General features: G+C 71.6%; 12 protein-coding genes. 4 read left to right on the top strand and 8 right to left on the bottom strand.

The genetic code is table 11. The features are described from left to right. The first annotated feature begins 381 nt into the window (after positions 1 to 381). The 4 genes from DB32_RS09560 to DB32_RS09545 all read left to right on the top strand — a co-directional run bounded on the left by DB32_RS09560 (position 382) and on the right by DB32_RS09545 (position 4,739). Entirely contained in the window at positions 382 to 1,704 is a 1,323-nt protein-coding gene (locus tag DB32_RS09560) for a serine/threonine-protein kinase (protein WP_157068894.1), read from the top strand. 143 nt (positions 1,705 to 1,847) lie between these two features. Further along, positions 1,848 to 2,624, top strand: coding sequence for a hypothetical protein (locus DB32_RS09555; RefSeq protein ID WP_053232112.1), 777 nt, complete (start codon positions 1,848 to 1,850; stop codon positions 2,622 to 2,624). Beyond that, a complete protein-coding gene (locus tag DB32_RS09550) occupies positions 2,621 to 3,658 on the top strand; it encodes a Rieske 2Fe-2S domain-containing protein (protein WP_053232111.1) in 1,038 nt (345 codons plus the stop codon). Before DB32_RS09555 ends, DB32_RS09550 begins: the two co-directional genes overlap by 4 nt. Beyond that, positions 3,639 to 4,739 (top strand): GNAT family N-acetyltransferase, encoded by a 1,101-nt coding sequence (locus DB32_RS09545; RefSeq protein WP_053232110.1) that lies wholly within the window; start codon positions 3,639 to 3,641, stop codon positions 4,737 to 4,739. Before DB32_RS09550 ends, DB32_RS09545 begins: the two co-directional genes overlap by 20 nt. Here the strand turns inward: DB32_RS09545 and DB32_RS09540 are convergent, their stop codons facing one another. From DB32_RS09540 to fadI, 8 genes are all read right to left on the bottom strand, one after another. After that, positions 4,740 to 5,516, bottom strand: a complete 777-nt coding sequence (locus tag DB32_RS09540; RefSeq protein ID WP_053232109.1) for a CPBP family intramembrane glutamic endopeptidase — start codon at positions 5,514 to 5,516, stop codon at positions 4,740 to 4,742. A 43-nt stretch (positions 5,517 to 5,559) separates the two neighbouring features. Then, positions 5,560 to 6,312, bottom strand: coding sequence for a LamG-like jellyroll fold domain-containing protein (locus DB32_RS09535; RefSeq protein WP_053232108.1), 753 nt, complete (start codon positions 6,310 to 6,312; stop codon positions 5,560 to 5,562). 29 nt (positions 6,313 to 6,341) lie between these two features. Next, positions 6,342 to 8,648: a DNA polymerase II gene (locus DB32_RS09530; protein WP_053232107.1), complete on the bottom strand. Its 2,307-nt coding sequence runs from the start codon at positions 8,646 to 8,648 to the stop codon at positions 6,342 to 6,344. A 100-nt stretch (positions 8,649 to 8,748) separates the two neighbouring features. Then, positions 8,749 to 9,252 carry a hypothetical protein gene (locus DB32_RS09525; RefSeq protein ID WP_053232106.1) on the bottom strand — a complete coding sequence of 168 codons (504 nt, stop codon included), beginning with the start codon at positions 9,250 to 9,252 and terminating at the stop codon, positions 8,749 to 8,751. Between the two features lie 96 nt (positions 9,253 to 9,348). Next, positions 9,349 to 10,887, bottom strand: a complete 1,539-nt coding sequence (locus tag DB32_RS09520) for a D-arabinono-1,4-lactone oxidase (protein ID WP_169791389.1) — start codon at positions 10,885 to 10,887, stop codon at positions 9,349 to 9,351. A 54-nt stretch (positions 10,888 to 10,941) separates the two neighbouring features. Further along, the gene (locus DB32_RS09515) at positions 10,942 to 12,243 is read right to left on the bottom strand and encodes a MopE-related protein (protein ID WP_053232104.1); all 1,302 of its coding nucleotides are present in this window, start codon (positions 12,241 to 12,243) and stop codon (positions 10,942 to 10,944) included. Positions 12,244 to 12,354: 111 nt separating this feature from the next. Continuing rightward, on the bottom strand, positions 12,355 to 14,610 hold the full coding sequence (fadJ, locus tag DB32_RS09510) for a fatty acid oxidation complex subunit alpha FadJ (protein WP_053232103.1): 2,256 nt from the start codon (positions 14,608 to 14,610) through the stop codon (positions 12,355 to 12,357). Between the two features lies 1 nt (position 14,611). Further along, positions 14,612 to 15,919, bottom strand: coding sequence for an acetyl-CoA C-acyltransferase FadI (gene fadI / locus DB32_RS09505; protein WP_053232102.1), 1,308 nt, complete (start codon positions 15,917 to 15,919; stop codon positions 14,612 to 14,614). Between the last annotated feature and the right edge of the window lie 243 nt (positions 15,920 to 16,162).

Raw genomic sequence — 16,162 nt, 5'->3', positions numbered from 1 at the left:
ACGCGCGCCGCACCCGCGCTCCGGCGTCGCGCCGCGCGCGCGCCCCGCTGCCCGCGTTCGCGAGCGTCGCGCGGCTCGCGCTGGTGCGGGGTGGCGCGTCCGCGCGGCGTGCGTCGCGTCGAGTGCCTCACGTCGCACGTGCGCCTCGCGCGTGGCCCCGCGGTGCTCGCCCGGCCGCGCGTCGCGCGGCGCCGCGTCTCCGACGAGCGAGGATCCTGCGTCTCGCGCGGTGGGAAGGCGCTCCGGCGCGTGCACCTCGGAGCAGGTGGTGGATGCCCAGGCGAGCGACCTCGCGTCGAGGCACGACGACGCACCGAGGCCTCACGCCACGGACCCTCGTTTCCGGCGAGCCGGGCACGCGCGCTGCAAACCCGACGGCGCATGTCCAGCGTGGCTCACGAGGCGTACGGGGACCTCAAGCCCGGCGAGCGCATCGGCGATCGATGGATCGTCCGCGAGCCGATCGGCAGCGGGGGCCACGCCACGGTGTACCGAGCCGAGCACGTCGAGCTCGGCCACTCGGTCGCGATCAAGGTGCTGCACCTCGATCGCTGCGGGAGCGCCGCCGACGAGATGCTCGGGCGCTTCCGTCGCGAGGCGCGCATCGCGGCGCGCATCCAGCACCGCAACGTGGTGCGGGTGTTCGACTGGGGCGAGCTCGACAGCGGGTGGCCCTACTTCGTGATGCAGCTCGTGCCGGGCGAGGACCTGCAGGCGCTGATCGATCGCGAGGGCGCGCTGCCGATCGCGGCCGCGGTCGACGTCGGTCTGCAGGCGCTCGCGGGGCTCGGCGCGCTCGCGGAGCTCGGTGTCGTCCACCGCGACGTGAAGCCGGGGAACGTGATGATCGAGACGCGCCCGAGCGGCGCGCGGATCGCGCGCATGGTCGACCTCGGGATCGCGTCGACCTGCGATCACGTCGCAGGCCCGCGCTTCACGCTCGAGGGCACGGTGCTCGGGACGCCCGAGTACATGTCGCCCGAGCAGATCCGCGGCATGGAGCTCGATCACCGCGCCGACGTGTACTCGCTCGGCGTGGTGCTCTACGAGGCGCTCACGGGCGTGCTCCCGTTCCATGGCAAGGGCCCGTGCGCGACGCTCGCGATGGCGCTGACGCAGGAGCCCGCGCGTGTGATCGAGATGCGCCCCGACTGTCCGCCGGAGATCGACGCGATCGTCATGCGCGCGCTCGAGAAGGATCGCGAGGCGCGCTTCGACAGCGCGCGTGCGATGGCGAGCGCGCTCGCGGAGGCGGCGGACGCGTGCGGTCTTCCGCGCGGCGTCGACGCATGGCGCGCGGCCGACGCGCTCGAGAGCGACGTCGTCGGGATCCACGCCGAGGTGATCGCGGCGGACGAGGCGCTCGCGCCGCACGCGTCGAGGCCCGCGAAGCGGCCGGCGGCGCGCGCACGTCACGGCGCGGTGCGCCCGCTGCCGCGCGTCGATCCCGCGGCCGCGCGCGCGCTCGACGACTCGACGCGCTTCCTCCGCGAAGGGCCGACGAGCACGACGGTGCGTCTCAAGGCGCGCGCGCGTGCCCCGCTCGGTGCGCTCCGCGCGCTCATCGCGGTGGTCGCGCTCGGAGTCGCGACGGCGCTCGGCGTGCGCGCCGCGACCGGTGCGGTGATGGCGGACCTCCCGGACACGACGACCGACGCGCTGCAGACGCACATCGTGCCCGCGCAACCGCCGCACGCGCCCTGAGCCGCGCGCGCGTTGGGCGGTCGCGCCGCGATCCGTGACGCGAACGCTCACACGCTTTCCGCGCCGCGCGATGGCCGCGATCCAGCGCGTTTGCTAGAGAGCGCGCCCGAGTCGGTGACGTGCCGGCTCGGGAGCGACGCAGCATGCAGGAGGGGGGTCGCTCGCTCACGCTGCGCAGTGAGACGCGCCGCACGAGCGAGATCGACGCGCGCACGCGCGACGCGATGTGGGCGCTCTTCGAGCGCTACTACGCGGACGTGCGGCGCGACGTGTTCGAGCGCGATCTGTCGAGCAAGCAGTACGTGATCCTGCTGCTCGACGAGGGCGACGAGAGCGTGCAGGGCTTCTCGACCGTGCAGGTCTACCGTCGCGTGATCGACGGGCGCGCCGTGCAGGTCGTGTTCTCCGGCGACACCGTCATCGAGCGCGCGTACTGGGGGCAAGGCGTCGTGCAGCGCGCGTACGCCGCGCTCTTCCTGAAGGTGAAGCTCGAGCGGCCGAGCGAGCCGCTCTACTACTTCCTGCTGAGCAAGGGCTACAAGACGTATCTCCTGCTCACGCGCTCGTACCCGGAGCACTGGCCACGCCACGATCGCGCGACGCCCGCGCACGTCCGCGCGATCCTCGACACGCTCTCGCGCGAGAAGTTCGGCGAGCTCTACGACGCGCGCAGCGGCGTCGTCCGCGTGCCCTCCGCGGAAGGGCGCCTGCGCGATGACGTCGCGCCCATCCACGACGGGCTGATGGCGGATCCCGACATCCGCTTCTTCGCGAAGATCAACCCGGGCTACGTCGACGCGCACGAGCTCTGCTGCATCGCGCCGGTCACGTGGCTCACGCCGGTGCGCTACGTCGTGTCGCGCAGCGCGCGCGTCCTCTCGTCGCGCCTCCGCGCGCCGATGCTCGAGAAGCGCCGATGAGCGAGCTGCACGTGCGCACGCCGCTGGGCGCGCTCGAGGAGCACTGGTTCCTCGCCGCGTCGAGCCGCGAGCTCGACGACGCGCCGCTCGGTCGGACCGTGCTCGGGCGATCGATCGTGCTCTTCCGCGATGCGTCGGGCGCGGCGGTCGCGCTCGAGGATCGCTGCGCGCACCGTCACGTCTCGCTCTCGAAGGGATGCGTGCAGCGCGGGACGATCGCGTGCCCGTACCACGGCTGGCGCTTCGACGGACGCGGCGCGTGCGTGCACGTGCCGAGCGCGCTCGACGGCGAGAAGCTGCCGAAGGCCGCGGTCGCGACGTTCGCGGTGCGCGAGCAGGACGAGAGCGTCTGGGTGTGGATCGGCGCGGGCGCACCGACGCGCGAGCCACCGCGCTGGCCGCACACCGAGATCGCAGGCTGCGCGACGCACGAAGCAGTCACCGTGATCGAGTGCGCGCTGCTGCCGATCCTCGACAACTTCGTCGACACCGCGCACACGGGGATCGTGCACCGCGGGCTCTTCCGCGGACCGCCGAGCAAGCCCGTGCGCGCGCGCATCGAGGAGCTGCGGACCGGCGTGCGCATCGAGACGCTCGGCGAGAGCGATCCCGACAGCGTCGCGGGGCGGCTCACCGGCGGCGAGCGCATCGAGCACTTCGACGAGGTGATCCTCCCGTACACGGTGCGCGTCGACTATCGGTGGGGGGCGTCGCGGCACGTGCTCACGACGTCGATCTGCACGCCCGAGACCGAGACCCGCACGCGCGTGTTCACGCGCGTGTCGGTGCGCTTCGGCCGCGCGTCCGCGATGCTCGCGCGCGCGCTCGTCCCGCTCACCGAGCGCGTGCTCGCGCAGGACAAGGACGTGCTCGAGGACCAGGCCGCGCAGCTCGCGAAGCACGGCGCGACGTTCCGCGCGTCGACGATCGCCGATGCGCCGACGCTCGCGGTGACGCGCGCGTTCGAGGCGTACTGCGAGCACCGCATGGACGCGCGCGAATTGCGGACCCGCGATGTCGAGTACCGCCTCTGACGGATACCGCGCGCCGCGCATCGCCGACGAGCGCGACGACCCGCGGCTCTGCGCGCTCGCGCGCAGCGTCGTGATGCGCGGCGACGTCAGCTACGTCCTCGAGCGCGATCCCAGCTTCCTCGCGATGACGCGCGCGCAGGGCGAAGGCGGTCGCGTCGTGGTGATCGAGCACGAGGAGAGCGGCGAGATCGTCGCGTCGGCGATGAGCGCGCCGATGGACGTGTATCTCGACGGACGCGCGCGGCGGACGCTCTACACCGGCGATCTCAAGGTGCATCCCGCGCACCGCGCGAAGGGCGTCGCCGAGCGCGTCGCGGCGGCGAGCGTCGCGCAATTCGAGCGCGAGGGACACGACCTCGCGTGGGGCGTGGTGCTCGCGAGCAACCGCGCGGTCGAGCGCTTCTTCGGGCGCACGACCGAGCTCGTGCGGCTCCAGCCGCGCAGCGACGTGACGATGTGGAACGTGTTCTTCGGCGCGCGTCGAGGACGCGTCGAGGCGCGGCGCGCGAGGCCCGAGGACGCGGCGCAGATGGTCGAGCTCTTCCACGCGGTGCATCGCGAGAGGCAGCTCGCGCCCGCGCTCGATCGCGACGATCCGCTCCGCGCGCTCACGCGCTTTCCCGGCATGCGCATCGAGGACTACTACGTGCGCGAGCGCGCCGGGCGCATCGTCGCGTTCTGCGGCGTGTGGGACGCGTTCGCGATCAAGCGCGCGCGTCTCCTCGCCCTCTCGCGCGGGATGCAGCTGGTGCGCGTCGGATACGACACAATCGCGCGCATCGCGCGGCGGCCGCGGCTCCCGCGCGACGGAGAGCACCTGCGCTTCCTCTACGCGACGACGTGGTGCGCGGAGCGCGCGGAGGATCTACGCGCAGTGCTCGCGACGATCCACGACGCGCACGCGGGGCGCGAGCACGTGTACTTCGACATCGCGTTCGACGTGCGCGATCCGATGGCGCGCGCGCTCGACGGATTCTGGAAGACCGGCGTCCCGTTCCGGCTCGCGACGCTCACGTGGGGAACGCGCTCGCCGCCGGTGCTGCGCGACGCGCCGTCGTACTTCGATCCCGCGATCGTGTGATCACGCGAGCGCGACGGTCGTGCCCTCGAACGCGCGGCGGTCGAGCGCGAGGAGCGCGATCGCGAGAACGGTCCACGCCGCGGTCAGGATGAAGAGCGGCGTCGAGTCCGCGGGCAGCGCGTGACTCGGGTTGTCGAGGTGCGAGCCGAGATGGAGCAGCACCGCGACCAGCAGGCTCCCGCCGGTGCGACGGAAGAACCACGTGTACGCGACGTTGCCGACGACGATGAGCACGACGCCGGCGAGCACCTGCGTCGTCGTCATCCCGACGCTGACGAACATCGGCAAGTGCCACACGCCCCAGAGCACGCCGAGGATCGCCGTCGCGCGCCGTGCCCCGTGGCGCGCGATCAGACGCGGGAGCGCGTAGCCGCGCCAGCCGATCTCCTCGCAGAGCGGCACGAACAGGATCGCGCCGAAGTGCTCGGGTCGCTCGGGCAGGTAGACCCACGGCCCTCCGTCGGACCCCGGCACGAGCGCGTAGACCGCGCGCCCGGCGACGTAGAGCAGCCCGGGGAGCATGAGCGCGAGCACGAGCCACGTCGGGCCGACGCGCCACGCGCCGAGCCCGCGCAGCATCGTGTGCACCGACGCCCATCCACCTTCGCGACGCGCCGCGAGGATCGCCGCGATCGCGGGCGAGAACACCGCGAGCGGCGCGGCCGCCATGTACGTCTCCGGCGCGCCGGACAACACGCCGAGCGCCGCGAGCGAGGGCGGCAGGAGCGAGAGCCACGTGAGCGCGAACGCGACGCCGAAGTAGAAGGTCGTGGACATGCGGCTCGTTCGACCACCGCAGCGCGTGGCGGTTCCGTGCTTTCTAATCGCAACCAATGGGTTGCACGTCGAGCACCACGTCGTCGATCAGCACCTCGAAGGGCGCCTGGCTCGCGTCGGACCACGCGACGCCCACGAGGAGCCGGTCGTAGTCGCCCTCGGGGTACGAGTCGATCCCGGTCGCCGACACCGCGCGCGCTCCGTCGACGAAGAGCTCGAGCTCGCCGTCCGCGTCCGACACGCCGATCCGCAGCTCCACGCACGCCCACTCGTCCGCGCGCAGCCGCACGTCGTCGGGCGCGTCGAACGTGCCGGCCTCGACGCCGTACACGAGCAGGCGTCCGTCGACGCCGACGTTCACGTCGATCCCGAACACGTCGCTGCCCTCGTGCTCGACCGCGAGCAGGTTCACGCCGACGCTGCCGCTCGGCGCGGGCACGCGCACGAAGGCGCGCAGCCACAGATCACCCGACGCGATCGGCACGAACCGATGGTGCGCGAACGCCGTGGACCCGCTGCCGCCCACCTCGGCGCGGAGCGCGCGCGCGCCGCGGTGCGCGACCGTCGTCGTCGTCGCGATCGTCCCGCCGTCGCGCGTGGTGAGCGACCAGTACGTGCCGACGTCGCCCTCGAAGCCCGAGCACACGCGCGCGCCTGCGTGTCGCGCCGCGCACTCGTCGACCTGCGCCGCGGCGTCGAGGTCCGCGCTGCCTCCGTCGCTCGATCCCGGGTCGTAGCCGACGCGGCCGCACCCCAGGAGCAGCACCATCGCGAGCGCCTGCGAGCTCCGCAGCATCCGTCTCCAGGATGCCTCGGCACGCGCGGTCAGAACAAACGCAGCTGCGCTCCCGCCACCCGGTCGAACGACGTGCCGAGCAGCGGCAGCACGACGTCGGCCGCGGGCGCGAGCTGCTTGTCGACGTAGTGCGCGTGATCGATCGGCGACGTGCGGCGCGATGCGGGCTCGGGGCCGCGCGTCGTGATGACGTACTCGATCTCGTCGCCGTCGAGATCGTCGTCGAGCAGACGCGCGGCGCGCACGTGCGGCGGCGAGCCGCCGTAGTCCTCGATCTCGCGGCGCAGCCGGCGCCGATAGACGAGCTCGTGATCGAGCTTTCCGCCGACGAGATCGGCGCGCACGCCGCGCAGCCAGTCCTCCCACGGCTCGTCGACGAACACGCGGCGCAGCAGCTCGCGCTGCACCTCGCGCGCGAGCGGCGTCCAGTCGCTCCGGATCGCCTCGAGCCCTCGGATCACCAGCTCCACCGCGCCGTCGCCGCGGCGCACGAGCCCCGCGTACCGCTTCTTCGAGCCGCGATCGGAGTGGCGCATCGTCGGCATCAGGAAGCGCAGGTAGTGCGACTCGAAGCGCATCTCGAGGAAGCTCTCGACGCGCATCTCGCGCGCCAGCGCGTCGCGCCAGTACGCCGTGATCTCGCGCGCGAGGCGCGAGCCTTCCGCGCGGCACTCGGCCTCGGCGAGCGACTCGGGCAGGCGCACGAAGAGCGAGTCGGTGTCGCCGTAGATCACCGCGTGACCGCGCTCCTCGAAGAACGCGCGGCTGCGATCGATGATCTCGTGACCGCGCCGGGTGATCGACGACGCGAGGCGCGGATCGAAGAAGCGGCACCCCGGCGTCCCGAGCACGCCGTAGAACGAGTTCATCAGGATCTTGATCGCGCGCGAGAGCGCCTCGTTCTGCGCGGCCTGCGCGCGCCCGCGCGCCTCGGCGAGGTGCGCGACGATGTCGGGCAGGATCGCGCCTTCGCGCGGGAACGACGCGCCCTCGAAGCCCGGGATCGGATCGTCGCCCGGCGCCCAGAGCCCGAGCGGATCGACGTGGAACGTGCGGATGATGCTCGGGTACAGCGAGCGGAAGTCGAACGAGAGCACGTTGCGGTAGAGCCCCGGCACGCTCTCGAGCACGTGCCCGCCGGGCGAGGGGATCGCATCGACCTCCACGCCCACGTCGGGCGCGACGTACCCGCGGCGATGCAGGCGCGGCAGGTAGAGGTGATCGAACGCCGCGACCGCGCCGCCCTGGCGATCGAGGGGCAGCCCGGTCAGGCGCGCGCGCTCGACCGCGAACCCGACGAGATCGGCCGCGCGGAACACGTCGAGCACGAGCCGCGCGTCCTCGAGGTTGTAAGCCGCGAGCGCATCGGGATCCTCCGCGTGCATGCGGCGGATCTCCGCGAGCGCGTCGCCGCCCGCGTCGATGCGCTTGCCGCGCCCGACGAGCGCGCGCGCGACGTGATCGAGCGTGTAGCGCTCGAACGACCACGTCGCGTTCTTCAGCGTCGCGATGCCGTCGAGCACCACGCGCCCCGGAACACGCGCGATCGACACCTGGCTCGCGGTCGCGCCCTCGAGCACGCGCGCGCGCTCGCCTGCGCGCCCGATCGCGAACGGGATGCGCAGCGTCGCGCAGCGCGCCTGGAGCGCGCGCAGATCGAATTCGACGACGTTCCATCCGACGATCAGATCGGGATCGGCGCGACGGATCACGCCGAACGCGGCTTCGAGCAGCGCGCGCTCGTCGTCGTGGAACGTGATCGCGTCGTGATCGCGATCGGTCTCTCGCGCACGCCGGATGAGCACGCGCTCGAGGCCCTCGGCCGCGAGCGCGATGGAGAGCACGGGGCCGTCCCACCCGTCGGTCTCGATGTCGAGCGAGAGCGCTCGCAGCCGAGGGGTCACGTCGGCGGCGCGCACCTGGGGATCGCGCACGTGCAGCACGCCGTCCTTGGCGCGCGCAGGACCGCGCAGCGTGATCCCGCTCGTGACGAAGCGCTCCATCAAGAAGCGATCGGAGGGCTTCACGTCGGACTCGAGCGCGACCTGCAGACGATTGCGGAGCCGCTCGCGCTCCGCGATCAGCGCGCGCTGGGATCGGAAGTAGACCGCGTCGACGTCGAGCCCCTCGCGCGTCCGCAGCGGGCGCGGATCGCGCCGCCCCGCTTCGGTCGCGACGTCGCGCGGCACGAAGAGCACGGCCTCCTGATCGCGCAGCGTCGCCTTGATCGCGCCGTGCTCGGACGAGACGGCCCAGAGCGTGATCTCGACGCCGCCCGGCCCGTCCCGCCACTCGCGCGAGAGGAGGAACGCATCGAGCTCGCGAACATCCGACACGAGCGCGTCATAGCGCAGTCGACGCGCTCACGCGGCCGGGAGATCGCGCGCGGCAGCGTGACGAGAGGAGCCCTCCGAGGCCCCTCTCGTCAGCACGGCCTCAGCGGTGCGTGCCGACGCCCGCGACCTTCGCGCGAACGCGCTCGATCGCCGCCTCGAGCTCGCCCGCGCCGCCCGCGCCGGGCGTGAGCTGCGGCGCGACCATCACGGCGGCCGAGCGGATCGTGTCGACGAACTTGAACGGGAGCGCCTTGGGCGAGAGCGACGAGAGCGCGACGCCGACGCCGCGCACGATCGCGGCGCGGAAGCCGCCGCCTTCGGGGACGATGATCGCGTGATCCATCGAGCTCGTGAGGTCGCGGTAGACGCGCGACATGCCCTTGCGGACCTCGTCGGTCGGGGGCGGGGACGTGCGCTCGATGATCGAGATCGTCGAGACCTTCGCGCCGGCGGGCTGCTCGGCCAAGAAGCTGCGCGCGACGCGCTCGAGGCCGGCCAGGTTCTCCATCGTCATCGGGCCGCGCCACACCTGGATCAGCACGCGATCCCACGTCGCGAGGCAGTGATCGGCGTCGAGTGTCCTCGTCTGTACTCCGTCGCTCATCGATCTCCCTCTGTCGCTCTGCTTCCGTCCCCGCGGCGAAGATACACGATACGCGGCAACGGTCGATCGTTTGCGCGCGCATGGAGCGAACGTGAGTCAGCGTCGCAGCGCCATGCGTCCGGTGAACGCGTTGTCGAAGAGCCCGAAGCGGTTGAACCGCGCGACCTGTCGCGCCCAGATCGGCCCTTTCGGATACCGGAGCAGGAATCCACCCGACACGGTGTGACGCTGTCCCCAGTGTGGCCGTCCGTCGAAGCGCGCATCGATCAAGGTGCGCTCGAACGCGCCGAGCAGGATCGGCGCCGCATCGGCGGCGCTCGGCGAGCCGATCGCGTGCACGTTCACGTTGCCCACCGGGATCGGCGCCTCGATCGTGCACGTGTCGCGACCGTGCTGCATCGCGAGGTAGTGCGACGACGCGCGCGAGAAGCGGATCCCGATCGGCGAGACGTGGAAGAAGCCGCGCTTCGCCATCGCGTCGAGGTGCGTGATCGTCGCGTCGATCGCCTCCACGCTGCGGTCGACGTCCACGCCGATCTCGCTCGACGTCGCGGGGATCCAGTCGCCCACGCTGGTGCGGAAGACGACGTAGCTCTCGCTCTCGATCGTGCGCGTCGCGTCCTCGCGGAAGAGCTCGCGCACGCGGTGCGTCGCGATGCGCGCGCCGTGCGATCCCGCGGCGAGCGCACAGCGCACCAGCTCCTTCGGGTCCTTCCCTTCGCGCGAGCTCGCCTCGCGGATCCGCGCATCTCCGCGCGGCGTCAGCTCGGTGAGCGGCACGTGATGCGGGAGCGCCGCGCGCTTCTCGCGCACGGTCACCTGGCACCAGTGCTCACCGTCGAGCCGCTCGGGCAGCATCGTCACGTCGAGCCACTGCGCCGAGCGCGCCCGCGTGACGAGCGTCGTCTTGAGCGACGACCAGGGCATCACCTCGCACGTCTCGCGCAGCTGGAACGCAGGCACCACGCGCAGCGTGAGCGCGGTGACGATCCCGAAGCAGCCGAGCCCGACCACGACGCTTCGGAACACCTCGTCGTCCTGCACGAGCGACATGCGACCGCGCTGGCTCGAGCCGTAGAAGCGATCGCGATCGGTGATCCCGTTCGTCGGCTCGATGCGCCAGTGGCGCACGACCGGTCGCCCCGCGTCCTCGACGCCGATCATCTCGATCGACGCGACCTGGTCCGCGAGCGGTCCGAAGCCGAGCCCGGTGCCGTGGGTGCCGGTCGCGATCGCGCCGTAGATCGACTGTCCGTCGTACGAGCCGAGGTTCGGCATCGCGAGGCGGCGCTTCGCGAGATCGAGGTTGAGCGCGCGGATCGTCTGGCCCGCCGCGACGCGCACGAGCTGCTCGCCGGGCCGCACCCGCGGCTCGACGAGCGCGAGATCGCCCTTGAGCCACGTCTTCCAGTCGGCGTCGTCGAGCGCGAGGTGCTCGAGCGAGAGGAGGATCGCGTCCTTCGAGGGGCGCGCCACGTCCGACGTGGAGTGGCCCGAGCCCGCGGCGCGGATGCGACGGCTCGTGCGCACCGCTTCCTCGACCGCCTCGAAGGCCGCATCGACCTTCGCCGGGCGCCGCACTTCGCACGCGACGCGTTGCTGTCCGAGCCAGTCGCTCCACTCCCCATCGCTCACCGGCATGCGCTCCTCCGACGCGCGCGAAGGTACCTCATCCGTGTGCGCGATCGCTCAGGGCGCGGCGGGAAGCGCCTCGATCGTGATCTGCGCGATCGCCTCGGGGATGCTCCGCAGCTCGAGCACGAAGTAGTGCGTGCCCGCGGGCACGTCGGGGAACACCCGCACGCGATCCTCGTGGGGCTCGAGCACGACGCAGCCGAGCGCCGACGTCGCGTCGCCGCACGCGCTGCGCACGGAGAGCCCGAGGCGCGCGAAGCCGTCGAGCGTGACGCGCAGATCCGCGCGCGCGCTCGTCGTGATCGCGTAGACGAGCTCGGGCCAGTCGTCCTCGCCGCACTCGAGCGCGAGGTCGTCGCGCGTGTCGATGAAGTCCGCGGTGAACGTCCCGCCCGCGCCCACGTCGAGCGCGCTCGCGCACGTCTCGTTCGTCGGCGGCGTGGTGTCGGGCGAGAACGTCACGTCGAGCGTGAGCTGGTCGGTCGCCCCCGATCCGAAGTTCCGCTCCGCGCCCGCGAGCACGAAGTACGTGCCGGGCTCGAGCGCGCGATATCGCAGCGTCGCGGGAAACCCGGTCACGTCGTCGATCTCGGTCGTCGCGTCGTCGCACCCGCGGCGCAGCGCGACCTCGGTGTACGCCCAGTCGTCGCCGGGATCCGCCGCGATGATCTCGACGTCCTGCGCTTCGTCGATCGTGAACCGCGCGACGAAGTCGCGGCACTCGAGGATGCCGCAGCCGAGATAGTCGCCACGCAGCTCGCGCGCCTCGATCACGAACGATCCACCCGCCGACACGTCGAGCGGATCGTCGCAGGTGTCGTGGGGCGCGGTCGCGCACGCGTCCTCGTCGACGTCTCCGTCGCAGTCGTCGTCGCGACGGTTGCCGCAGCGCTCGTCGGTGCCCGAGGACACGGTGGGATCGGCGTCGTCGCAGTCGTTGCCGCCGTCGCAGAACATGTCGACGTCGCCGTCGTCGTCGAGATCGCGCGCCGCGTGTGTGCAGCTCGCCTCGCTCTCGACGCAGCGATCGACCGTGCACACGTCGCCGTCGTCGCAGCTCTCGCGGCGCCCTTCGATGCATCCGTCGACGGGATCGCAGCGCTCGGCGCCGTCGCAGAACACGTCGTCGGCGCACGACGCGTGATCGAGATGCCAGCGGCACACGCCTTCTGCGCAGATCTCGACGCTGCACGCGACGCCGTCGTCGCAATCGGAGTCGACGTCGCACGCGCGAGGCCCGCCGTCGGCCGGAGGTCCGCCGTCCTCGTTCCCCGCGTCGGTGGTCGTGACGGGCCGTGACGAGCACGCCGAGAGCAGGACGAGGCAAGCGAGCGCGAAGACGGACGAAGCCCTCATGCATGCTTATTGGCCGCACCCCGCCCGACCCGTGACGCGACGTGAAAAACGAACGAGCGCCGCACCTCCTCCCGGAGATGCGGCGCCCGCGGTACGGCTCACCTCACGCGCTCAGGCGACCGCGCCGAGCCCCGCGCCCTGCGCCGCGACCTTGTGCTGCCCGGGGGCGATCGTGCTCTCGCCGTGGAACGTCTTGCCCGTCTTCGCCATCTCGACGAGCACCGGCGCCGGCGCGAACCGATTGCCCAGGCGATCGCGGAAGCGCTCGAGGCGCCGCACGATCTCCTTCGCGCCCACCGTGTCGACGTAGCGGAACGGCCCACCGCGGAACGGCGGGAACCCGAGCCCGAAGATCGCGCCGATGTCTCCGTCGCGCGCGCTGCGGAGGATGCCCTCGCCGTAGCAGAGGCACGCCTCGTTCACGAACTGCAGCGCGCAGCGCTGCGCGATCTCGTCCTTCGGCAGCTGCTTGCCGGGCGACAGACCGAGCACGCCGTACACGGTCGCGTCGACCTGCTTCTTCCCCTTCTTCTTCTTGTCGCCGTAGAGGTAGAAGCCGCGCCCGTTCTTGCGCCCGAAGCGCTTGTCCGCGAGCAGCTTCTCGAAGCCCGCGGGCGGCTTCATGCGATCGCCGAACGCGGCGTGCATGATGTGCCCGACCTTCTCGCCGACGTCGATGCCGACCTCGTCGAGCAGCGTGATCGGACCGACCGGGAACCCGAAGTCCATCAGCGCGTCGTCGATGTCCTCGACCTTCACGCCCTCCGCGAGGATGAACGCGGCCTCGTTCATCATCGGCCCGAGGATGCGCGACGTGTAGAAGCCGACTCCGTCGTTCACCACGATGACGGTCTTGCCCTGCTTCTTGCCGAGCTCGACGCAGGTCGCGGTCACCCACGGCGCGGTCTTCGGCGTCACGATGATCTCGAGCAGCGGCATCTTCTCGACCGGCGAGAAGTAGTGCATGCCGATCACGGTCTCGGGGTGCGTGCTCGCCTTCGCGATCTCGCCGATCGGGATCGACGACGTGTTCGACGCGAAGATCGCCTGCGGCCCGCACTCGCGCTCCACGTCCATCAGCACGCGGTGCTTGAGCGCGAGATCCTCGAACACCGCCTCGACCACCACCTCGGCGCCGCGCAGGCCGTCGTAGCCCGTCGTGCCGGTGACGTACGAGAGCTGCTCGCCCGCCTCGCGCACGGTGAGGCGCTTCCGCTTCACCTTCTGGTCGACGAGGTTCTTCACGTACGAGAGGCCGCGCGCGACGCCCTCCGCGTCCTTGTCCTTCAGGCGCACCGGGATCTTCGCGCTGTTCGCCGTCACGTACGCGATGCCCGCGCCCATGAGGCCCGCGCCGAGCATCCCGACCTTGTGCACCTCGCGCGGCTGCACGCTCGGATCGTCGACGCCGGTGTCCTTCTTCAGCGCGTTCGTCGCGAAGAAGATGCTCATCAGCTGCGCGGCCTGCGGCGAGACCACGAGCTCGCCGAACGCGACCGCCTCCGCCTCGAGCCCCGCCTCGAAGCCCTTCTCGAGGCCCTTCTCGACGACCTCGAGGATGCGCTCCGGGCCCGGATAGTTGCCGCGCGTCTTGCTCAGCAGCTGCTTCTTCGCCTGATCGAAGAGGAAGCGACGGCCGAGCGGCGTCTTCGTGAGCGCGGCCTCCTGCAGCTTCTCCGCGCCCTCGAGCTTCGGGCCCTTCGGCGCCGCGCTGCGCGGACCGCTGCTCTTCTCGGCGAGCGCCGCGGCGCGCTGCACCGCGACCTCGAGCAGGATCGCCTCGGGCACCACCTCGTCGACGAGCCCGACCTTCTTCGCCTTCTTCGCGTCGAGCTGCTTGCCGGTGAGCAGCATGTCGAGCGCGGTCTGGATCGGCACGAGGCGCGGCAGGCGCTGCGTCCCGCCCGCGCCGGGCAGCAGACCGAGCTGCACCTCGGGCAGGCCGAGCTTCGTCTTCGGGTCGTCGCTCGCGATGCGCGCGTGGCACGCCATCGCGACCTCGAGCCCGCCGCCGAGCGCCGCGCCGTGGATCGCCGCGACCACCGGCGCACGGAGCTTCGCGATGCGATCGAGGGCGCGCTGACCGGCGCGCGAGAGCTCCGCCGCCTCGCGATCGGTCTTCGCCTTCTGCAGCATCGTGATGTCGGCGCCCGCGATGAAGCCGCTCTTCTTGCCCGACGTGAGCACGATCGCCTTCACGCTCGTGTCGCGCTCGAGCTCGTCGAACACCCGCGCGAAGTCCTCGGCGAACGACGCCTTGAGCGTGTTCACCGGCTCGCCCGGGACGTCCATGCGCAGCACGACCACACCGCCGTCGCGCTTCTCGATCGAGAGCGCCTCCGCTCCCGTGGGCTGGATGCTCGCCATGTCAGTTGACCTCCAGGATCATCGCCGCGCCGATGCCGCCCGCCGCACACGCCGTGACGAGGCCGAGATTGCCGCCGCGCCGCTTGAGCTCGCGCAGCGTCTGGGTGATCTGCCGCGCGCCCGTCGCGGCGAACGGATGACCGATCGCGATCGAGCCGCCCGTCGGGTTGAACTTCGCGGGGTCGATCTCGCCGATCGCCTCGCTGCGCCCGAGCTTCTCCTCCGCGAACTTCTTGCTCGCGAACGCCTGCGTGTTCGAGAGCACCTGCGCCGCGAAGGCCTCGTGCATGTCGATCACGTCGAGGTCCTTCAGCTTCACGCCCGCGCGATCGAGCGCGATCGGCGTCGCGTAGCTCGGGCCCATCAGCATCTGCCCGCGCGGATCGAGCGCCGCGAACGCGTAGCTCTTGATGTAGCCGAGCGGCGTGAGGCCGAGCGCCTTCGCCTTGTCCTCGCGCATCAGCAGCAGCGCGCTCGCGCCGTCGGTGAGCGGCGACGCGTTGCCCGCGGTGATCGTGCCGTACTTGCGGTCGAACGCGGGCTTCAGCTTCGTGTAGCTCTCGAGCTTGCTCTCGTCGCGCACGAGGTTGTCCTTCGCGTACGGCTCGAGGCCCTTCCCGTTCTGCACGTAGACGGTCATCACCTCGTCCGCGAGCCAGCCCTGCTTCCAGGCGTTCGCGGCCTTGGTGTGCGACTGGTGCGCGAGCTCGTCCTGCGCGGCGCGCGAGATGTGGTTCTCCTTCGCCATCTTCTCCGCGCTCTCGCCCATCGAGAGGCCCGTCGAGTACTCGACGATCGCGGGCGGCACCGGGACGAGATCCTTCGGCGAGAGCTTGCTGAACGCCTTGAGGCGCTCGCCCAGCGTCTTCGCCTTGCTCGCGTCGAGCAGCGCCGCGCTGAGCTTCTTGCTCACCGTGATCGGCACGTCGGTCGAGCTGTCCGCGCCGCCGCTGAGGCCGCAGTCGATCGCGCCGGTGAGGATCGCCTCCGCGATGCTCACGGTGCTCTGGTAGCTGGTCGCGCACGCGCGGCTGACGCTGAAGGCCTCGATGTTCCGCGGCATCCCGGTGCCGAGCACGATCTCGCGCGCGATGTTCGGCGCGGCGATCGAGGGCAGCACCTGCCCGTACACGACCTGCTCGATCTCGCTCGGCGACACGCCGGTGCGCACCAGCAGCTCGTTCACGACCGCCTGCCCGAGCTCGAGCGCGGACATGTTCTTGTACGCCGAGCTCTGCTTCGCGAACGGGGTGCGCAGCCCCGCGACGACCGCCACGCGCGTGCCGTTTCCGTTCGTTCCCCTGGCCATGCGTCCTCCACCGATGAGAAAGGAGCGCGCGCCCGAACCCGAGACGGCGAATGAATCGCGGTTCAGCGCACGACCGCGACGGCGTAAAACGCTTGACGCAGCGTGTCAAGGAACGGCCGATCGTTGGACCACCAACGATTCTTCGGCCGCCCAAACAAATCGGCCCGTCGACGGGGGGTCGACGGGCCGCGACGCCGCTCGGCTCGGGACATCAACTGTCGATACGGCGACTCCTGGACGATG

The sequence above is a fragment of the Sandaracinus amylolyticus genome (assembly GCF_000737325.1).
Lineage (GTDB): Bacteria > Myxococcota_A > Polyangia > Polyangiales > Sandaracinaceae > Sandaracinus > Sandaracinus amylolyticus.
The sequence above is the reverse complement of the archived record's forward strand: the minus strand, read 5'-3'. Positions and strand labels throughout refer to the sequence as shown.

What these genes read in the sequence shown, in the direction of transcription:
- DB32_RS09560 (WP_157068894.1), top strand. Translation starts at nt 382, where the DNA reads ATGTCCAGCGTGGCTCACGAGGCGTACGGGGACCTCAAGCCCGGCGAG.
- DB32_RS09555 (WP_053232112.1), top strand. Translation starts at nt 1,848, where the DNA reads ATGCAGGAGGGGGGTCGCTCGCTCACGCTGCGCAGTGAGACGCGCCGC.
- DB32_RS09550 (WP_053232111.1), top strand. Translation starts at nt 2,621, where the DNA reads ATGAGCGAGCTGCACGTGCGCACGCCGCTGGGCGCGCTCGAGGAGCAC.
- DB32_RS09545 (WP_053232110.1), top strand. Translation starts at nt 3,639, where the DNA reads ATGTCGAGTACCGCCTCTGACGGATACCGCGCGCCGCGCATCGCCGAC.
- DB32_RS09540 (WP_053232109.1), bottom strand. Translation starts at nt 5,516, where the DNA reads ATGTCCACGACCTTCTACTTCGGCGTCGCGTTCGCGCTCACGTGGCTC.
- DB32_RS09535 (WP_053232108.1), bottom strand. Translation starts at nt 6,312, where the DNA reads ATGCTGCGGAGCTCGCAGGCGCTCGCGATGGTGCTGCTCCTGGGGTGC.
- DB32_RS09525 (WP_053232106.1), bottom strand. Translation starts at nt 9,252, where the DNA reads ATGAGCGACGGAGTACAGACGAGGACACTCGACGCCGATCACTGCCTC.
- DB32_RS09515 (WP_053232104.1), bottom strand. Translation starts at nt 12,243, where the DNA reads ATGAGGGCTTCGTCCGTCTTCGCGCTCGCTTGCCTCGTCCTGCTCTCG.
- fadJ (WP_053232103.1), bottom strand. Translation starts at nt 14,610, where the DNA reads ATGGCGAGCATCCAGCCCACGGGAGCGGAGGCGCTCTCGATCGAGAAG.
- fadI (WP_053232102.1), bottom strand. Translation starts at nt 15,919, where the DNA reads ATGGCCAGGGGAACGAACGGAAACGGCACGCGCGTGGCGGTCGTCGCG.